22 protein-coding genes and 1 pseudogene are annotated in these 16,646 nt (G+C 68.6%); 15 read left to right on the top strand and 8 right to left on the bottom strand.

Annotation, left to right across the window (positions count from 1 at the left end; all coding sequences use genetic code 11):
• Positions 1–63: 63 nt before the first annotated feature.
• The 8 genes and pseudogenes from ACIRRA_RS15005 (at position 64) to ACIRRA_RS15040 (ending at position 5,676) form a co-directional block, all read left to right on the top strand.
• Positions 64–855, top strand: coding sequence for an SHOCT domain-containing protein (locus ACIRRA_RS15005; protein ID WP_402767585.1), 792 nt, complete (start codon positions 64–66; stop codon positions 853–855).
• Between the two features lie 401 nt (positions 856–1,256).
• Positions 1,257–2,594 carry a phosphoribosyltransferase family protein gene (locus ACIRRA_RS15010; protein ID WP_402767587.1) on the top strand — a complete coding sequence of 446 codons (1,338 nt, stop codon included), beginning with the start codon at positions 1,257–1,259 and terminating at the stop codon, positions 2,592–2,594.
• A 272-nt stretch (positions 2,595–2,866) separates the two neighbouring features.
• Positions 2,867–3,145: a DUF1918 domain-containing protein gene (locus ACIRRA_RS15015; RefSeq protein WP_402767589.1), complete on the top strand. Its 279-nt coding sequence runs from the start codon at positions 2,867–2,869 to the stop codon at positions 3,143–3,145.
• Between the two features lie 153 nt (positions 3,146–3,298).
• A pseudogene (locus ACIRRA_RS15020) lies at positions 3,299–3,433 on the top strand (4Fe-4S ferredoxin); the annotation flags it as partial.
• Positions 3,434–3,464: 31 nt separating this feature from the next.
• On the top strand, positions 3,465–3,773 hold the full coding sequence (locus ACIRRA_RS15025) for a hypothetical protein (RefSeq protein ID WP_402767591.1): 309 nt from the start codon (positions 3,465–3,467) through the stop codon (positions 3,771–3,773).
• Entirely contained in the window at positions 3,757–5,049 is a 1,293-nt protein-coding gene (locus ACIRRA_RS15030; RefSeq protein WP_402767592.1) for a Ni/Fe hydrogenase subunit alpha, read from the top strand. Before ACIRRA_RS15025 ends, ACIRRA_RS15030 begins: the two co-directional genes overlap by 17 nt.
• A complete protein-coding gene (locus ACIRRA_RS15035) occupies positions 5,046–5,522 on the top strand; it encodes a hydrogenase maturation protease (RefSeq protein WP_402767594.1) in 477 nt (158 codons plus the stop codon). The genes ACIRRA_RS15030 and ACIRRA_RS15035 overlap by 4 nt, the downstream gene beginning before the upstream one ends.
• A complete protein-coding gene (locus tag ACIRRA_RS15040) occupies positions 5,515–5,676 on the top strand; it encodes a hypothetical protein (protein ID WP_402767596.1) in 162 nt (53 codons plus the stop codon). Before ACIRRA_RS15035 ends, ACIRRA_RS15040 begins: the two co-directional genes overlap by 8 nt.
• Before the next feature lie 83 nt (positions 5,677–5,759).
• On the opposite strand, the gene ACIRRA_RS15045 is transcribed toward ACIRRA_RS15040, so the two are convergent.
• A complete protein-coding gene (locus ACIRRA_RS15045) occupies positions 5,760–6,110 on the bottom strand; it encodes a DoxX family protein (RefSeq protein WP_402767598.1) in 351 nt (116 codons plus the stop codon).
• 61 nt (positions 6,111–6,171) lie between these two features.
• Between ACIRRA_RS15045 and ACIRRA_RS15050 the strand changes: the two genes are divergently transcribed.
• Positions 6,172–7,080, top strand: a complete 909-nt coding sequence (locus ACIRRA_RS15050; protein ID WP_402767600.1) for a LysR family transcriptional regulator — start codon at positions 6,172–6,174, stop codon at positions 7,078–7,080.
• Between the two features lie 184 nt (positions 7,081–7,264).
• Here ACIRRA_RS15050 and ACIRRA_RS15055 read toward each other — a convergent pair whose 3' ends face one another.
• Positions 7,265–8,086 carry a thioesterase family protein gene (locus ACIRRA_RS15055; protein ID WP_402767602.1) on the bottom strand — a complete coding sequence of 274 codons (822 nt, stop codon included), beginning with the start codon at positions 8,084–8,086 and terminating at the stop codon, positions 7,265–7,267.
• Between the two features lie 87 nt (positions 8,087–8,173).
• Positions 8,174–8,548 (bottom strand): cupin domain-containing protein, encoded by a 375-nt coding sequence (locus ACIRRA_RS15060; RefSeq protein ID WP_402767604.1) that lies wholly within the window; start codon positions 8,546–8,548, stop codon positions 8,174–8,176.
• A gap of 78 nt (positions 8,549–8,626) precedes the next feature.
• On the opposite strand from ACIRRA_RS15060, the gene ACIRRA_RS15065 reads away from it, so the two are divergent.
• Positions 8,627–9,073 (top strand): MarR family winged helix-turn-helix transcriptional regulator, encoded by a 447-nt coding sequence (locus tag ACIRRA_RS15065; RefSeq protein ID WP_402767605.1) that lies wholly within the window; start codon positions 8,627–8,629, stop codon positions 9,071–9,073.
• 16 nt (positions 9,074–9,089) lie between these two features.
• On the opposite strand, the gene ACIRRA_RS15070 is transcribed toward ACIRRA_RS15065, so the two are convergent.
• Complete coding sequence (locus ACIRRA_RS15070) at positions 9,090–9,947, bottom strand: GNAT family N-acetyltransferase (protein WP_402767606.1); 858 nt, start codon at positions 9,945–9,947, stop codon at positions 9,090–9,092.
• A gap of 124 nt (positions 9,948–10,071) precedes the next feature.
• On the opposite strand from ACIRRA_RS15070, the gene ACIRRA_RS15075 reads away from it, so the two are divergent.
• Both ACIRRA_RS15075 and ACIRRA_RS15080 read left to right on the top strand, forming a co-directional pair.
• Positions 10,072–10,428 carry a hypothetical protein gene (locus ACIRRA_RS15075; protein WP_402767608.1) on the top strand — a complete coding sequence of 119 codons (357 nt, stop codon included), beginning with the start codon at positions 10,072–10,074 and terminating at the stop codon, positions 10,426–10,428.
• A gap of 50 nt (positions 10,429–10,478) precedes the next feature.
• Complete coding sequence (locus ACIRRA_RS15080; protein ID WP_402767610.1) at positions 10,479–11,525, top strand: crotonase/enoyl-CoA hydratase family protein; 1,047 nt, start codon at positions 10,479–10,481, stop codon at positions 11,523–11,525.
• Here ACIRRA_RS15080 and ACIRRA_RS15085 read toward each other — a convergent pair.
• Positions 11,522–11,986: a MarR family winged helix-turn-helix transcriptional regulator gene (locus ACIRRA_RS15085; RefSeq protein ID WP_402767612.1), complete on the bottom strand. Its 465-nt coding sequence runs from the start codon at positions 11,984–11,986 to the stop codon at positions 11,522–11,524. The two genes, ACIRRA_RS15080 and ACIRRA_RS15085, sit on opposite strands and share 4 nt — an antisense overlap.
• Positions 11,987–12,378: 392 nt before the next feature.
• Between ACIRRA_RS15085 and ACIRRA_RS15090 the strand changes: the two genes are divergently transcribed.
• The gene (locus ACIRRA_RS15090) at positions 12,379–12,681 is read left to right on the top strand and encodes an excalibur calcium-binding domain-containing protein (RefSeq protein ID WP_364621204.1); all 303 of its coding nucleotides are present in this window, start codon (positions 12,379–12,381) and stop codon (positions 12,679–12,681) included.
• 146 nt (positions 12,682–12,827) lie between these two features.
• Here ACIRRA_RS15090 and ACIRRA_RS15095 read toward each other — a convergent pair whose 3' ends face one another.
• Entirely contained in the window at positions 12,828–13,052 is a 225-nt protein-coding gene (locus ACIRRA_RS15095) for a DUF3618 domain-containing protein (RefSeq protein ID WP_402767613.1), read from the bottom strand.
• 140 nt (positions 13,053–13,192) lie between these two features.
• Here ACIRRA_RS15095 and bcp point away from each other — a divergent pair, with 140 nt between their 5' ends.
• A complete protein-coding gene (bcp, locus tag ACIRRA_RS15100; protein WP_357010875.1) occupies positions 13,193–13,666 on the top strand; it encodes a thioredoxin-dependent thiol peroxidase in 474 nt (157 codons plus the stop codon).
• A gap of 114 nt (positions 13,667–13,780) precedes the next feature.
• On the opposite strand, the gene ACIRRA_RS15105 is transcribed toward bcp, so the two are convergent.
• Positions 13,781–15,082: a hypothetical protein gene (locus ACIRRA_RS15105; protein ID WP_402767615.1), complete on the bottom strand. Its 1,302-nt coding sequence runs from the start codon at positions 15,080–15,082 to the stop codon at positions 13,781–13,783.
• Positions 15,083–15,385: 303 nt separating this feature from the next.
• Between ACIRRA_RS15105 and ACIRRA_RS15110 the strand changes: the two genes are divergently transcribed.
• Entirely contained in the window at positions 15,386–16,024 is a 639-nt protein-coding gene (locus tag ACIRRA_RS15110; protein ID WP_230329926.1) for a TetR/AcrR family transcriptional regulator, read from the top strand.
• A 32-nt stretch (positions 16,025–16,056) separates the two neighbouring features.
• On the opposite strand, the gene ACIRRA_RS15115 is transcribed toward ACIRRA_RS15110, so the two are convergent.
• Positions 16,057–16,479: a holo-ACP synthase gene (locus tag ACIRRA_RS15115; RefSeq protein WP_354834180.1), complete on the bottom strand. Its 423-nt coding sequence runs from the start codon at positions 16,477–16,479 to the stop codon at positions 16,057–16,059.
• Positions 16,480–16,646: the final 167 nt, after the last annotated feature.

The following is a 16,646-nucleotide window of genomic DNA, read 5'->3' on the forward strand; positions in this document are numbered from 1 at the left end:
TCCATGACCTCCGATATCCGGGGCTGTCCTGCGAAAACGGCCATCCCACCGGATAATCGAGGCGTGTCCGACACCGCCGGGTCGGGTCGGCGCCCCGCGGGTGTCGCCCTGCTCATCCTTTCCGTCCTGCTCGGTACCGTCACATGGCTACTGCTTCGGCAAAGTATGTATGTAGCCCATGACATCCCCTGGAACTGCGACAGCGAAGGCTGTGGCACCAACGACTTTCGGATCCGGTACCTCATCGGCGGCATTGCCGCCGATGTGGCCCTCGTCGGTTCCTCCTGGCTGATCCTGCGCATGGCCGGATTCGGCAGCGCACTCGCCCTGTGTGGCTTCGCCTTCGTGAGCGGCTGGCACGCGGCGATCGCCGAAGGCGCGATACCGCTCGAGCGGGACGCCACGGCCATCACCATCTGGACGGTCATCGGCTGGGTCGGTGTCGGCGTCGCCGCCCTGGGCCTGCTCTACGACCTGGCCATGACCGGGACGGTGGCCCGCCTGCTCGGCCATCCGTCGGTCCCGGCCCGCCTGACTCGGTTCGAGACCGTGGACAACCACGGCACGGCACTGATGACCTTCACCGACTCCGACGGCTTCGACCACACCCGCCGGGTCAGGGCAGGTATGTCATGGCTGTATCTCCCGGTCCGCGCCGTCTACCGCCGTTCCGACCCGACCCGCAACCAGCTGGCCGTTCCCTGGTACCGCCCGGTGCGCAGGACCACAACGATCAGCGAGGGCTCGCAAGCCGAAAGGCTCGACCAACTCGAACGCCTCGCCGCTATGCACCGCGAGGGTCTGCTCACCGACCTGGAATTCCAGCGCGCGAAAGACACCCTGCTGGATCCCTGACCCCGGCTGCGACGGGGATCCTCTCGACTTGATGTCGCCGGCTGTACCGGGGCCAAGGCCGGGATCAGTGAGGTCGTCGATTCCTGCGTGCACCAGATCGGTATCGCCGCGGGAGCGACGGTCCGGCACCGTGTGCCGATGCGTAGAGCGGCAACCGTTTTCGGGGCTCGGGTACAGCAGGGCGGGGTTGAGGGTGGTCTCGGCTTGCTCGACGTCGGGCTCTCCGGAGAGTCGCAGCACGGCGGCACGGACGGTTCGCCGGAACCGCACCCCGGTTATCAGCAACCCGATGTCTCCGAGGTCGTCGTGGGACCAACGACTCTCCCGACCGGCGACAACCGGATCTGCCGGTGGCAGCCGGTGGCTGTGAGGCTGGAAGTGCCTGCCTTAAGGAGGTTTCGATGTACTTCGAGGATCGTGCCGAGGCGGGCCGTCGGCTCGCAGAACGGCTGCGAACGCAGCCTGATACGGATGTCGTCGTGCTGGGGCTGCCGCGCGGGGGCATCCCGGTCGCGTTCGAGGTGGCCTGGCGGCTGCAAGCGCCGCTGGATGTCATCGTGGTGCGCAAACTGGGCGTCCCGCATCAGCCCGAGCTCGCCTTCGGTGCTCTCGGCGAAGACGGCGTGCGCGTGATCAACAACATCGTGGTGGAGCGAGCGGACCTGTCCGGTGCGGAGATGGCGCGGGTGGAGCAGCGCGAACGCGCGGAATTGAACCGTCGCGCCGCTCGCTTCCGGGCCGGTCGCCCACGCATCCCGTTGCAAGGCCGCATCGCGGTGATCGTCGACGACGGCGTCGCGACCGGCGCGACCGCCCGGGCCGCCTGCCAGGTCGCCCGGGCGCAGGGCGCCGCGCGGGTCGTGGTGGCGGTGCCGGTCGCGGCCCAGGATGCACTACTCAGGCTGCGGCGAGAAGCCGACGAGGTGCTCTGCCTCGAGCAACCGTCGTTCTTCTACGCGGTCGGCCAGTGGTATCACCACTTCGAGCAGACCACCGACCACGAAGTCATCGAGCTGCTGGCTCGCGCCGCCGCCCGGGATCCGCGGCCACAGCCGGGACCGGCCGCGGATCCGCCGCTGCGCGACGACGAGGTGTGTGTGCGGGCCGGGAAAGCCATGCTGTCGGGGCATCTCACCATTCCAGAGCATCCGATCGGTGTGGTGGTGTTCGCGCACGGTAGCGGCAGCAGCCGCCACAGCCCGCGCAACCGCCACGTCGCCGAGGTACTGCAGCAGGCCCGACTCGGCACGCTGCTGTTCGACCTGCTCACCACGGCCGAGGAAGTCAACCGCGCCAATGTGTTCGACATCGACCTGCTGGCCGGGCGACTGGTGGCGGTCACCGACTGGTTGAGCGGACAGGAACACGCGGAGGGGCTGCCGATCGGGTATTTCGGGGCGAGTACCGGCGCCGCCGCTGCCCTGCGCGCCGCCGCCGATCCGAGCGTGCACGTGCGGGCGGTGGTGTCTCGCGGCGGGCGACCCGATCTGACCGGCCGCGCACTGTCGGCGGTACGGGCGCCGACTCTGCTGATCGTGGGCGGTCACGACCACCTGGTCATGGATCTGAATCGCCAGGCGGCCAAGGCAATGTCATGTGAGACCGTGCTGGCCGAGGTGCCCGGCGCGACCCATCTGTTCGAGGAACCGGGCACCCTGCGCAAGGCCGCGGAGCTCGCGCGGGACTGGTTCACCACCCGGTTGCCCACTACTACGGCCGAGCCGGAGGGATCGGCGTGAGCGAGCTTGCGAGCGAACCATCGACACAGCGCGCCGACGCGCACGGCGGAACCGAGCGCCAGCGAGGTGGAGCCGTGAGCGACCCGGAGGCCGGGTATCGCTTCGGTTGGGCACGGGTGCGCTACTGGCCGATTTCGTGGTCGCGTGGTGGTGATCATGCGGTTGGACAGGTCCTGTGCAGGGACTTCCGGCCCTACCCAGGGATCGCATGCCCTTACCACGATAGAGATTCGAGACACGAGTTTCCGGCCGACGTGTAAGGAGGTCGTTCGATGCGAGCACAACCAGGGGACTGGCTGATCGTCGAAGGACGCGCGGTCGGAGGCGTGGTCCGTCGCGGTCTCATCGAAGAGGTGCACGGCACGGACGGCGCACCGCCGTACCTCGTGCACTGGGCCGACACCGGGCATCGGGCCTTGACCTTCCCAGGCCCCGATGCATATGTGCGGACCAGCGCCGAACTGCGCGCCCAGGAGGAGATCGCCGCGGCACGGTACTCGTCGATGCAGCATGTACCCGCCTCCCACACCGATGCGGACAGCCGGGGCTGACCAGGTCCTGGTCGGCGCGGTACCGGCAACGATCTCGCCACTGCCCCGCCGACTCGGGCACTCCGGCCCCGCAGCGAGGACCTTCGGCGCTGGTCACGGCCGCGCCGCACCGGCCGGACCGGAATCGAACGACGCGCGGGAACGGAGGCTCCCTTGCCCCTCGGCGACACCGTGACGATCGACCGCGACGGGCTCGACCGGCTCGTCGTGGTGTTGCGGGAGAACGGATATCGGGTCATCGGCCCGACGGTGCGCGACAACGCGATCGTCCTCGACGAACTCGACACGCCGGCTCGTCGAACTGCGCGAGGAGGCGACGATGGTCACCGCTGAGGAGCTGTCCACGTTCGCCTCGCTGGCAGCACTCGACCGCCCGAAGCTGGAAACGCTGGCCCGGGCCGGGCGCGCGGTGCACTATCCCGCTGGGCAGCGCCTCGCCCTGTGCCCGTCCTATCATCGCGGCTGCTACGGCTGCTTCGGCCCGATGGAACGGCCCAATATCGGTGCGCTGCCGCCGACCCTGAGGATCAACGGCATGGATACCGTCGATATCGACCGAGTGTTCAGCACAGTCGCGGTCGCCGCGCCGGCCTTCGCCGACAGGAGCCAGGATGAGCCATCGCAGTAGGCAATTGCGGGTCAGCTCGCTGGCGCGCGTGGAGGGCGAGGGCGCGCTGCGGGTTGTCGTCGAGAACGGCCGGGTGGAGCGGGCAGAGCTCAATATCTACGAACCGCCGCGCTTCTTCGAGGCCTTTCTGCGCGGCCGGGCGTACACCGAGCCGCCCGATATCACTGCCCGGATCTGCGGCATCTGCCCGGTGGCGTATCAGACCAGCGCCTGCAACGCACTCGAGCAGATATGCGGCATCGCACTGGATCCGCAGCTGACCGCGCTGCGCCGGCTGCTGTATTGCGGCGAGTGGATCTCGAGTCATTCCCTTCACATTCACCTGCTGCACCTGCCCGACTTCCTCGGCTACCCGGACGCGATCGCCCTGGCCGCCGACCATCGCGAATCGATCGAGCACGGGCTGGCCATCAAGAAGGCGGGCAATGCGCTGCTCGAACTGATCGGCGGCCGTCCCATCCACCCGATCAATGTCCGGGTCGGCGGTTTCTACTCGGTGCCCCGCCACGCCGATCTGGAACCGGTCGCCGAACAGCTGCGCCGGGCCCAGGACTACGCGATCGAAACAGCGTGCCGGGTGGCGCAATTCGACTTCCCGGAGCTGGAGCTCGACCACGATCTGCTCGCGGCCACCGCACCGGGCCGTTACGCCATCGAGGACGGCACGGTGTCGACCAGCACCGGACTCGACTTCCCCGCAAGCGAATTCGGCGAGCACGTGGTCGAGGAACAGGTTCCGCATTCCACCGCCCTGCATGCGCGATTGGACGGGCGACGCTATCTGACCGGTCCCCTGGCCCGGTACAGCCTCAACTCACGGAGTCTTTCCTCACTCGCCCGCGAGGTCGCCGCTACCGCCGGGCTGGGCGCGGAGTGCCGTAACCCGTTCCGCAGCATCGTGGTTCGCGCCGTCGAAGTGGTGTATGCCATCGATGAGGCGCTGCGTCTCATTGCCGACTACGAGCCGCCCGCGCAGCCCGCGGCGCCCTGCGCCCCACAGCCGGGCGTCGGCCACGGTATCAGCGAGGCCCCGCGCGGATTGCTCTATCACCGCTACGAAATCGACGACGCGGGTTCGATCCGGGCGGCCACCATCATTCCGCCGACCTCCCAGAACCAGGCTGCCATCGAGGACGATCTACGCCGCGTGGTGTCCGAGCATCTCGACCTGGACGATGCGGCGCTGACCACCCTGTGCGAACGCACCATCCGCAACTACGATCCGTGCATCTCGTGCTCGGCCCACTTCCTCGAGCTCGACGTGGTGCGCCGATGAGCGGGCCGCGGGCCGTCGTCATCGGTGTCGGCAACGAGTACCGGCACGATGACGGCATCGGCCCCGCGGTGGCCGGGGAACTCGAAAAGCTGGGCCTGCCCGGCGTTCTCGTGACATTGAGCGACGGCGAGCCGACGGGTCTGGTGGATCTCTGGGCCGACGCGGAGCTCGCGATCGTGGTCGATGCCGTCCTCTGTGAACCTTCCACCCCCGGCCGCATCTGGCGTACCACCGTCGATGCCCTGCGCGGCCTCACCCACGCCGCCAGCTCCCACGCCATGGGCATCCCCGACGCCCTCCCTCTGGGCCGCGCACTCGGCAGGGTCCCCGCCGAACTCGTCGTCATCGCGGTCGAAGCTCACCGCCTCGACCTCGGCGTCGGCCTCTCCACCCCGGTCGCCGCCGCCCTCCCCGACATCATCGCCGCCGTCCGGACCGAACTCGCCCGCCTCGGCATCCCGACGGATGAATGAACGCTCAACCGGGTCGACTGCAATCGGGCCGGCCTTTCTGGTGCCGCTGGTCGCGGTATTCCTCATGCCGGGCGCCGTCGCGGGCGCCACTCTCCTGACCCGCGAACTACTGCACGAACCGAACCGCCTCGCTGAAAACCACGCCGACGTCTGAGCGAACCGGCCCGCCGCGGCCGCGCAGGCGTTCGAACCCGACTCGGAAGCCGGCTGCGTGCAACGCTGGAATCGGGGATGGCGTTACCGGGCGAGGGCGAAGGTCAGGGATGCTGTGGCGAAGGCGAAGTACATTGCGGGGAAAGCGATGTTGTGGAACACCCGGGCGCGGATGTGGACGACGATTGCGGCGATGAAGTAGAGGACCAGGCCGAGGGCAGCGGCGATGCCGAGAGCGCGGGCGCCCAGGAGGCCGAGGAGGAGGCCGAGGGCTCCGGCGGCTTTGGAGGCGCCGGCGAGAGGGATCCAGGACGCGGGGAAGTTCACCTCGGCCGAGTTGGCCAGGACGAACTTTGCTCGGGCGAAGTCGGCGACGGCCATGCCGCCATTGAGCGCGATCGCGACGAGGGTGCAGAACAGGTAGGCGATGAACACCCAACGATGCTGGCCGACCGTGACTTTCCACGTCCAATACCTGCATCGATAACCTGAAGGCATGGATGTGGAGACGCGGCTGCTGCGGTATTTCGCGGCCGTGGCGCGGGAAGGGAATCTGACCCGCGCGGCGGAGGGGTTGTTCGTGTCGCAGCCGGCGCTGACGAAACAGATCAAGCAGTTGGAGAACCGGCTCGGGGTGCGGCTGTTCACTCGGTCGAAATCCGGTATGGCACTGACGGAACCGGGGCGGGCGCTCGCGCAATGGGCACCGGAGGTACTGACCAGCTGGGATCGGGCACTCACCGAGACGATGCGCGCCGCGAGCGCGGCGGCGCGCGTACTGCGAGTCGGGTTCATCGCAGGCGGGGCCAACGAGGCCACCCAGCTCATCATCGCCGATTTCGTCCGCCGCCGGCCCGAGTGGCGTATCGAGATGCGCCAGGCGGCCTGGTCGAACCCGACTGCGGGGCTGGCCGCCGGGGAGGTCGATGTCGCGTTGCTGCGGTTGCCCTTTCCCGGTCAGGAGCGGTTCCGGGTGGAGTTGCTGCTGACCGAGCCGCGTTGGGTCGCGCTACCCGCCTCGCACCCGCTCGCCACCCGCGATGTGATCCCGTTCCGTGAACTGTGGGACGAGCCGTTCGTCGCGGCCCCGCCGGAAACCGGTGCGTGGCACGACTATTGGCTGGCAGCCGACGAGCGCGAAGGGCATCCGGTGCGGATCGGCGCGGTCACCGAACACCCCGACGATTGGCTGATCTGCATCGCCAACGGTGACGGGATCGCCCTCGCGCCCGAATCCGCGGCGCGCTTCTACACGCGTCCCGGCATCGTCTACCGCCCGGTCAGCGGCGTGAGCCCGAGCCGGGCCGGTGTCGCCTGGCGGCCCGGGGCGGACGCCGATCCGGTCGTGCAGGACTTCGTCCGCAGCTGCCTCGATCACCGGCAGCCGCCCCCGAGCACCGCGTGAAAACCGGCTCGGGCCCGGCGGATTGCCGGGCCTGAGCCGTATTCCTTTGGAGCCGAGTCGATCAGACCAGGTTTGCTCCGGCCGCGCCGGCGCCCGCACCCACGATGCCGCCGACCGCCGCGACCGGAGTCGGTTGGCCCATTTCGGGCGCTGATGTGCGCCAACGCACATCGACCCGGGCCGGTCAGTTGGCGGAGGCCGGGAAAGCCTGAGCTTCGGCGAATGCGGCCATATCGACCTGGCGGCGCGCATTGGACAGTGCGGTGATGGTGCAGACGCCCAGCTCGCCACTGCGGTCGTACAGAGTCGCCGTGGAGACGGCAATGCCGTTCGAGGAGACGTGGTCTCGCGCCTGCAGACCCAGCTCCACACCCTCAGGAAGGCGGGACAGCGTCATGGTGACGTCGGTGTTGATATAGCCGACGCCCTCGGTACCCCAGTTGCAGACGAGGTTGGTGGAGTCGCTCACGAAGGCCGCCCGTTCGAACGGGGTGATGGCCACGCCCTCGACGAGGGACGGGACGTTGTTCCAGGCCGCCTTCCGGTGCGGATTGACGCCGGAGGCGAAATCGTGGGTCCAGTCGAAGGATCCGGACTTGAACAGCGGCGGGCTGCCCTCGGGGCCGTCGAGCCGGGCCGCGGGGGCGGGGAGGTCCCGGGCGGGCTGCCAGATCCGGCCTGGCGGCTCGACGGTGGCGACCAGGAATTGCACGGTAGCGCGCGCACGCACACGATCGTGCTGGATGATGGCGGCGTCGGCCACGCGGATTCGATTGCCGTCGCGGACGATCGAGCTGCGCAGTTCGATGGGCTCGTTCAGGACCGGACTGAACAGATCGACCGTGAAGCGCGCGGGCACGAAATCGGGTCCGGGGCGGTGCGTTTCGAGTTCGTGGGCCAGCAGGCCGCAGACGGCTGTGCCCGCGAGTTGCCCCGAGGACCAGGCGCTGACCGCCATGCGAGTCGCCGTGAAGCGACCGTTCTCGTGGGTGAAGAACGCAGCCATGGTGTCTCCCCTGCCGGTTGATGAGCTCCCGAATTAGAACACGTTACAGAAACGGGAGGGAAGACCCACGTCCCAATCAGCGGGTGATCAGTTCACCCACGGCGGGTTGACGACGGTGCCGTCGAGCAGCTCGCCGGTGAAACCAACGGGCGCGTTGACGAGCACCTCGGCAGTCTGGTCATCCGGATTGTCCAGGCGGATGGCAGATCCGGCCGGCGCTACCGCCGCGTCACCGGGCGTCAGCCGCGCGGCCTCGCCATCGATGGTCAGCGTGATCGAGCCCGCGAGCAGGACGAACGCCTCCTCGCGGTGCACGCGGTGCGGGACACCCTGGGTGCCGGGCGCGATCTCCAACCGCCACAGGCACAGTTCACTGCTACCGGTACTGGGGCGGACCAGCGGGGTGAAGCGGGCGCCGTGCATTTCGTGGGACTGGGCGTCGGCGGCGTGGATTACGGGCATTGCCATCTCCTTTGGTCAATCTACTTGACTATATAGTCAAGCTTGTTGACTTCTTTGTCAAGTGCCAAGATTCCAGACATGCCCGGATACGCACAGGACCTGCCGCTGCTACTGCTCGCGGCCGCCGCGGAGGTCACCGACGCCATCAATGACGGGTGCGTCGCGGCCGGATTCACCGACATCCGGCCCACCCACGGCTTCGCCTTCGTGCGCATGGCGCCGAACGGCGCGACGGTCGGCGAGATCGCCGACCATCTGGGGGTGACCAAGCAGGCCGCCAGCCAGCTGGTCGAGGAGCTCGTCAAAAAGGGCTACGCGCAACGCAATCCGCATCCGCACGACGCGCGCGCCAAACTCGTGACGCTCACCGAGCGCGGATGGGCGTGCACCCGTGCCGCCGACGCCGCCGCCGCCCGCTTCACCGAACGATGGGCCGCGACGCTGGGACCCGCAGCGACGGCCGAACTGCGCAATGCCCTCGCGCGGGTTGTCACACCCGGTCGGGTGCGCCCGTCGGCCTGGTGACGAATTCCACTATCGCTCAGCCGAGTTCGAGGGAGGTCACTCCGTAGACCAGCTCCCGGTGATACGCGCGGACGGGCCCGGTGTACATGCGCGCGGTCTCGAAGCTCGGGGTCAACCCGGCCGCCTCCATCAACCGCACCGCGGGCTCGTTGTCGAGCGGGACATCCACCGCCAGCGGCATACCCGCCGCGTGGGCGGCGAGCGCGGCCAGCAGCTGATGCGCGTCGCCGGGGGTGTCGGCGAACAGTGGGCCCACGCGCAGCGAATCCCGGGCCGGACGCAGGATGGCAAAGCCGGTGACCGTGCCGTCGACAATGCGGGCAAAGGTCCGATGCCCCGGCTCGGCGAGCCAGGCGCTGAGGAATACCGGCCGATCCGCGGGATAGCACGCCGAGTCGTACGGTTGCAGCGCCGTGAAATCCGCCGGCGCGAGCGCGGTGACCGTGTCATCCGGCAGCGGTAGGCGCGGTACGCCCACGAATCGCGCACTGTTGTAGGCGAGTTCGAATCCGCTGCGCCGATAGTTGTCCTGCTGCGCGGGAACTCCGTCGAGCCCGACGACCCGCTCCCCCGCGTGCTTCAGCCCGGCTTCCCAGGTGGCCAGGCCGAACCCGCGCCCGCGCAGGTCCGGGCGCACCAGATAGAAGCCCAGGAACGCGTAGTCGTCGCCGTAGTTGACGACCGAGACCGCGGTGGCGGGCTCCCCGTTCACCCGTCCGAGCAGGAACCCGTCGGGATCCTGCGCGAAGAAGGCGTTGACATCACGCTGCCCCGGGTTCCAGCCCTCGGCGGCGGCCCACTCCACCACGGTGGCCCATTCCGCCGGGGTGGCGCGGGCAATGACCAGACCATCGATACGCACGGCATCCGGCATGCGACCACGGTAACCGCAAAAGCTCTGCGACTCGCGGAGATTCGAGGACACGGCGGGTGCGCCCTCCGCCCCGGCGGAGCGCTCCGGCGAGCCGGCCCCGGCGCTCCGGTAGGGTCGAGGAGACATGGCCCGCGACCTGCGGGGTTGCGCGGAGTTCGAGGATGACATGGCCGACTACGCACACTCCGATCACGCCAGCCGCAGTCGGGAGGAGAAGGCCCGGCGCCTGGCGGCCTATCTCTGGGCGCGCGGCATCAGCGGACCCGAACTGCTGGAACTGCCTGCCGCGCAACGGCGCAAGCTGGCGCGCGCGGCCGACACCAATCCGCCCAGCACCGATGAGACCTGGCAGGTGGTGGCCGGGCTGCTCGGCGAGAAGGATGCCTGGGCCGAGCGCAATCCCGGGCATCCGCAGGCCCGCCGGGAGCGACTGGACGAGAAGATCCTCTGGGTGAAACCGCCGGTCAAACCCTGGGAGTAGGAACGCGGAAGCCCTTGACAGCAAGAAATGAACCGAGGTTCACTGCTTGAGTGTCCCCCGACTACGAGAACCACTCCGGCACCCGCCCGGCTGCCTGGCGCGACGATCTGACCGGCGGTGACGACTCGCTGTTCGCGGGCCGCCCCGAACCGGTGAACGAATACACCGGCCGCACGCTGACCTACGAGGTGACCGGCCGCATCGCCCGCATCACCTTCAACCGGCCCGAACGCGGCAATGCCATCACCGCCGACACCCCCATCGAGCTGGCCGCCGCCGTCGAGCGGGCCGACCTGGATCCGCGCGTGCACGTCATCGTGGTGAGCGGGCGCGGCAAGGGCTTCTGCGGCGGCTACGACCTGTCGATCTTCGCCGAGAACAATCACGAGGCCAGCACCGGTGCCCCGGCCGAGGGTGCCCAGCCGACCGAGGGCACGGTGCTCGATCCGGTCGTGCAGGCGCGCAATCACGATCCCCGGGGCACTTGGGATCCCATGGTCGACTATGCCATGATGTCCCGCTTCAACCGCGGCTTCGCCAGCCTGCTGCACGCCAATAAGCCGACCGTCGCCAAGGTGCACGGCTTCGCCATCGCCGGCGGCACCGATATCGCGCTGTTCGCCGATCAGATCATCTGCGCCGAGGACGCCCGCTTCGGCTACCCACCCACCCGGACCTGGGGCATTCCGGCCGCCGGCATGTGGGCGCACCGGGTCGGCGACCAGCGCGCCAAGCGACTGCTGTTCACCGGTGACAGCCTCAGCGGCAAGCAGGCGCTGGAGTGGGGCCTGGCCATCGAGGCCCCGCCGGCCGCCGAGCTCGACGAACGCACCGAGGAACTGCTGGAACGCATTTCGCGGGTGCCGATCAATCAGCTGGTGATGGCGAAGCTGGCGCTCAACAGCGCGCTACTCAATCAGGGCGTGGCGAACTCCGGCATGGTCAGCACCGTGTTCGACGGCATCTCGCGGCACACCCGCGAGGGTTATGCCTTCCAATTGCGGTCGGCCACCGCCGGTTTCCGCGAGGCCGTGCGCGAGCGCGACGAACCGTTCGGCGATTGGAAGCGCGCCCAGTTCGAGCAGCCCGAGGGTTAGGCGATTCCCTCCACGTCGGTGCGCTCGACCTCGGCGACGACCCGTTCCGCCAGCGAGCGCACCGCGGCCGCCTCCACGGCGGTCATCTCGTCGATGAACAGCCGCCGCACCAGCTCGACGTGATTGGGGGCGGCGGCCTCCAGCGCCCGGCGCCCGGCATCGGTCAGCCGCACCTCCCGGCCGCGGGCGTCGTCGACGGCCTGGCAGCGATCGACCAGGCCGCGGGTCGCCATCCGCGACAGGTGCTTGGACAGGCGGCTCTTGTCCCAGCAGATCTCCGCGCCGAGTTCCTTGGCACGCAGCTGCCCACCGGCCGCGGACAGCGCGACCAGCACCTCGTAGTCGGAGGTCGACAGTCCGTCCTGGGCCAGCCCGGCGGCGAGGGCGGCGTCCAGGCGTTGCCGCATGCGAATGTAGAACTGCCAGGTCGTCTGTTCCGCATCGGTCAGCCAGCGCGTCATGGCATCCATAGTATCGACGAATAGTTGACACGGACACCAAGAAGATACTCAGGAACTTCACGGCGAATCCGCGCGGTCATCGGGCAGTGTCCTGCCGTACAGTACTGACCGTCCAATTTGCGTAGTTCTGGCGGAAATCGTCAATGCGCGAGCGCATTTCCGACCGGGACGAATGAGACACCCACCGGCAGAAGAGGTTCCGGCATTCGGGGTAAATCCCCTAATTCACCTGGATGAATAGCCCATCCGGTTGACAATGCAACGTTCCGCCAGAAAACTCGACGCCGAGCCCGGACCGGTCACCGCGCCGCAACCGCCCGCGGCGGCGGTGGCACATCCGCGCCGAACCGGGCCAGTTGCCACCCCCCTATCGCGCCGACATTGAGGAATACATGAACGTTCGCCGGCTTCTCGTCACCGCCAGCGTCGCGGGACTGACGACCATCGCAGCCCAGACCGTCGCCCTCGCCGACGTCCCCACCGGTTCCTCCGGCACCGGTTCCTCCGCCATCGACACCGGCTCCGCCGCGACCGGCTCGGCGGGCCTGTCCCAAACCGGTTCGGCCGGCGGACCCGTCTACGAGAACTGCGACCAGGCCCGCGCGGCCGGCGTGGCGCCGCTGTTCCGCGGCCAGCCCGGCTACAGCCCGCACCTGGACCCGGACGGCACCGGAATGGCTTGCCCCACCGTCTGATTCATCGCTGCGCGGCTCAGCCGTCTCGAGCAACCCCGAGGCCCGGTCCGGAAGGGCCGGGCCTCGGGGTTTTTGCCACGCCCGCTCCGCGACAAAAATGTGGCCCGGCCTTGTGGGACCGGGCCACATTCGAGAGTCGGCGCGGCTCAGCGGCGGAAGATCTTCACCACGACCAGAGTCGCGAGCAGGGCGCCGGCGCCCATGAGGCTGTACTTGATCTTGGGCTCGTTCAGCTTCGCCATGACCGACCGCTTGGCATTGTCGGCCAGCCGCTGCGGATCGGTGCGGACCGCGAGTTCATCGAGGGTGCTCGCGAGCCGGTTGCGTGCGGCCTCGATCTCCCGCTCGATCGCCTCGGTATCTCTCGCCACGTCACACTCCTGTCTGGAAGCCGCGCTGGAAGGCGGCACTGTCGTCTCCGGGCCACTCGCGCGACGCAGGCGCATGCGAGCCGACCTGCCCAGGAGTGTATCGCCAACACCGGCTCGAGCCCGTCGACTAGCGTGGCGGCATGACCGAGAATCACCGACTCAGTCCCGGCGACACCGCGCCCGCCTTCACCCTGCCCGACGCCGACGGCAAGGACGTCTCGCTGTCGGACTACCGCGGGCGCAAGGTGATCGTCTACTTCTACCCGGCCGCGAGCACGCCCGGTTGCACCAAGCAGGCCTGCGACTTCCGCGACAACCTGGCCGATCTCGAAGGCGCCGGCCTCGAGGTCGTCGGCATCTCCCCCGACAAGCCGGCCAAGCTCGCCAAGTTCCGCGACACCGAGCAGCTCACCTTCCCGCTGCTGTCCGATCCGGACAAGGAGGTGCTGTCCGCCTACGGCGCGTTCGGCGAGAAGATGATGTACGGCAAGAAGGTCACCGGCGTCATCCGCTCCACCTTCCTGGTCGACGAGAACGGGAAGATCGAGGTCGCGCAGTACAACGTGAAGGCCACCGGGCACGTCGCCAAGCTGCGCCGCGACCTGTCGGTCTGACCGCGAATCCCGGCAGACCCGAGCGCCGGCAACCGGGCCTCAACGCGAAAACCCGGAATCCCGGCCCTGATTCGGGCCGGGATTCCGGCGAGAATGTCGAGTAGGGGGAAGCCGCTACGCCTTCGGCATCGCCTGCGCGGCCCACTGGAGCATCATGCGCCAGTGGTTGTCCCACCAGGAGGAGAACGCGGTTGTGCCCGGCGGCGGGGGCGCGAGTTCGCCCGGGAACAGCCCGGATTCGGTGGGTGCGCCGACCGCGTGGGTCGGGGCCGGGATGATCGACCCCGGACTCGAGGCGACCTCCCGGTCCGGCCTGGCCTTGATCAGCGGCCTGGGTTTCCCGCCGGTCCGCACGTTGTCGCCGCGCGGCCCCCAGTTGAGCGTGGCCGGATCGATGGTCACCATTTCGCCGGGCTGCGGTTCGGGCGCGGACTGACCGGAGTTCGGCGTAACCCCATCCGTCGGAGCGACCGGGCCGACCGGCAGCCCGTCGACCACGGGACCGCCGGATCCGATGTCCGAGGCGTCGGGCGCCGGTGCCTCGCCGGCCGGATGGTCGGCACCGTTGCGCAGGTCGGCGGAGACCCGGGAATCGATGAGCACCGGGGCCGGGACCTTCTTGGAGTCGCTGCCCGAGGCATAGATCCCGCCCGCCACCAGACCGCCCATCAGCACGCTGGCCGCGGCGAACAGTGCCGCGGTACCGCGGGCGCGGCGGATGCGGTCGGCGGCCTCGCCCGCGAACTCGGCCTCGGGCAGGACGGCCAGGGCCGCACCGATGGCCGGGGCGGCCGCCGACACCGAGCACGGGATGACCGGTGCGCCGAAGCCCGACTCCAGGGCGGCCACAACCGCGGGTTCCGTTGCGGCCGAACCGATCAGCACCACCGCGTCCGGCTTCACGCCCGCCGCGTCGAACTGGTCCCAGGCGGCGGTGACGGCGCTGCGCATGGACTCCTCGGTAGCCGCGCCACCGGTGAGCGTCACCGCGGCGAGCACCCGGCTACGCTCGGGCGAGATGAGTGAGAAGGCCTGGAAACCGGGCACCACCTCGCAGATGGCGAGATCCTCGAATTCGTCCACCCAGGTCATGGCGCGCGCCACCGCGAGATGCGCGGCCTTGGCCGACACCAGGGAGGCATCGCGCCAGGAGCCGGCGGCCAGCTTGGTGACGATCGCGCGGCGCTCGGCGGTATCCCGGTAGGTGACCGCGGCGCCGAGAATCTCACGGCCCGCACCGATCCGGCCGGCGATGTCCTCGAGTGCCGACTCCACCGCGACCGCCAAGTCGGCCTTCGTATCTCCGATGATCGGTTCGACACACTCGACCACCACGCGCTCGGACACCTTGTCGCCGTCTTCGGCCAGGGCTACAGCGCGCACCGTGCCGCGCTCGGTGGCGACACCGATCGTCACCGCGGAACGAACAGGGGTAGAAGCAACCACAATCAGCCTTCCAACGTCGACATACTGGCGATGTGCACAAGGACGGACAGTCGATATGCGCCGGCAGAGATCCGCAGCTGGGAGGCAGCTGCGATGGGTCTTCGGAGCCGAACGCGGCGTGGATGGGTGGGATGCGATGACACACGAAGTACCGCAGCGTGTCATGCGCGTGTCGCTACCCGTAGGCTGTTCATCGTGGAAGCACGCACGGGAACCGGGTCGACGCGACGACCGGACCCTGCGTTGGAGCTGCAGGACGATCCACAGGAGCTGATGCCCCGTCGCCGCCCGACGCAGGAACGATCAAAACGCAAGTTCGACGCCCTGCTGCAGGCATCCCGGGAATTACTCGTCGAGGTCGGCTTCGAATCGTTCACCTGCGAGGAGGTCGCGGCCCGCGCGGAAGTGCCGATCGGCACCCTCTACCAGTTCTTCGCCAACAAGTACGTCATCGTCTGCGAGCTGAATCGCCAAGACCTGGTGGCGGTTTCGCAGGAGCTGGCCGATTTCCACGGCGAGATCCCGTCCATGGACTGGCTGCGGCACATGACGCAGCTGGTCGATCACCTGGCCGATCTGTGGATGACCGACCCGTCGCGGCGCGAGGTGTGGCTGGCCATGCAGTCCACCCCGTCCACGCGGGCGACCGGCGCGATCCACGAAAAGGAGTTCGCCGAAGCGGTTTCGCAGATGCTGCGCCCGCTCATGCCGCGCACCCCGCGCGGCCGCCGCTCCATGATGGCGCAGGTGCTGGTGCACGTCGTGTACTCGATGCTGAACTTCTCGGTCCAGGACGGGCTCAGCCATGAGGACGCCGTCGCCGAGCTCAAGCGCCTCATGGTGGCGTATCTGCTGATCGCGGAAAAGGAATCGCGCTCCGGCGGGCAGCGCACCACCTTCGATCCGGAGTAATCGCGACCCTCCCCCTTGTAGATCGGCGCGGATCAGTCGCGCATCAGATCGGCCAGTTCGCCCGGGTCCTCCAGCACCACCATGGCGGCGGCGGTGTCGCCATCATGGGTGAGCGACAGGTGAACTCGCACCCGGGGCAGGAATTCCGCTGCCAGCCCGTGCAATTTGATGCTGGGCCGTCCCCAGGCATCGTTCACGACTTCGATCAACGGGTACGGGTTGTCCCCGATCTGCGGGCTGCGGGCGAAGCGAGAGGTCGCCCACGCCTTGATGACCGCCTCCTTGGCGGCCCACCGGATGGCGTAACTCCGGGCCGGGTCTGTGCCCTTGCTTTGGCAGTAGCGCCGTTCCCCAGCGGTGAAACTTTCCCGGAGCATGGTGGTTCCGGTGCGTTCCAGTTGTTCGGCGAACTCGGAGATGGTGACCAAGTCCAGGCCGATACCCAGGATCGTCACAGTGCGGGACTCCTAGATTCCTTGTGCGTGCAGTCGAATTGGCTGCGAACATACCAGCGGACCTACGGCACCGTAGGCTCCCTCGAACACATGTCCCGGTCCTCGCAGTGCCATTTGATCCGCTCGCGGACATGGAAACAGCGGGCTCGCACCGGGCACTCCGAGGA

The organism is Nocardia sp. NPDC101769, assembly GCF_044766925.1.
In the GTDB taxonomy this organism is placed as follows: Bacteria; Actinomycetota; Actinomycetes; order Mycobacteriales; family Mycobacteriaceae; genus Nocardia.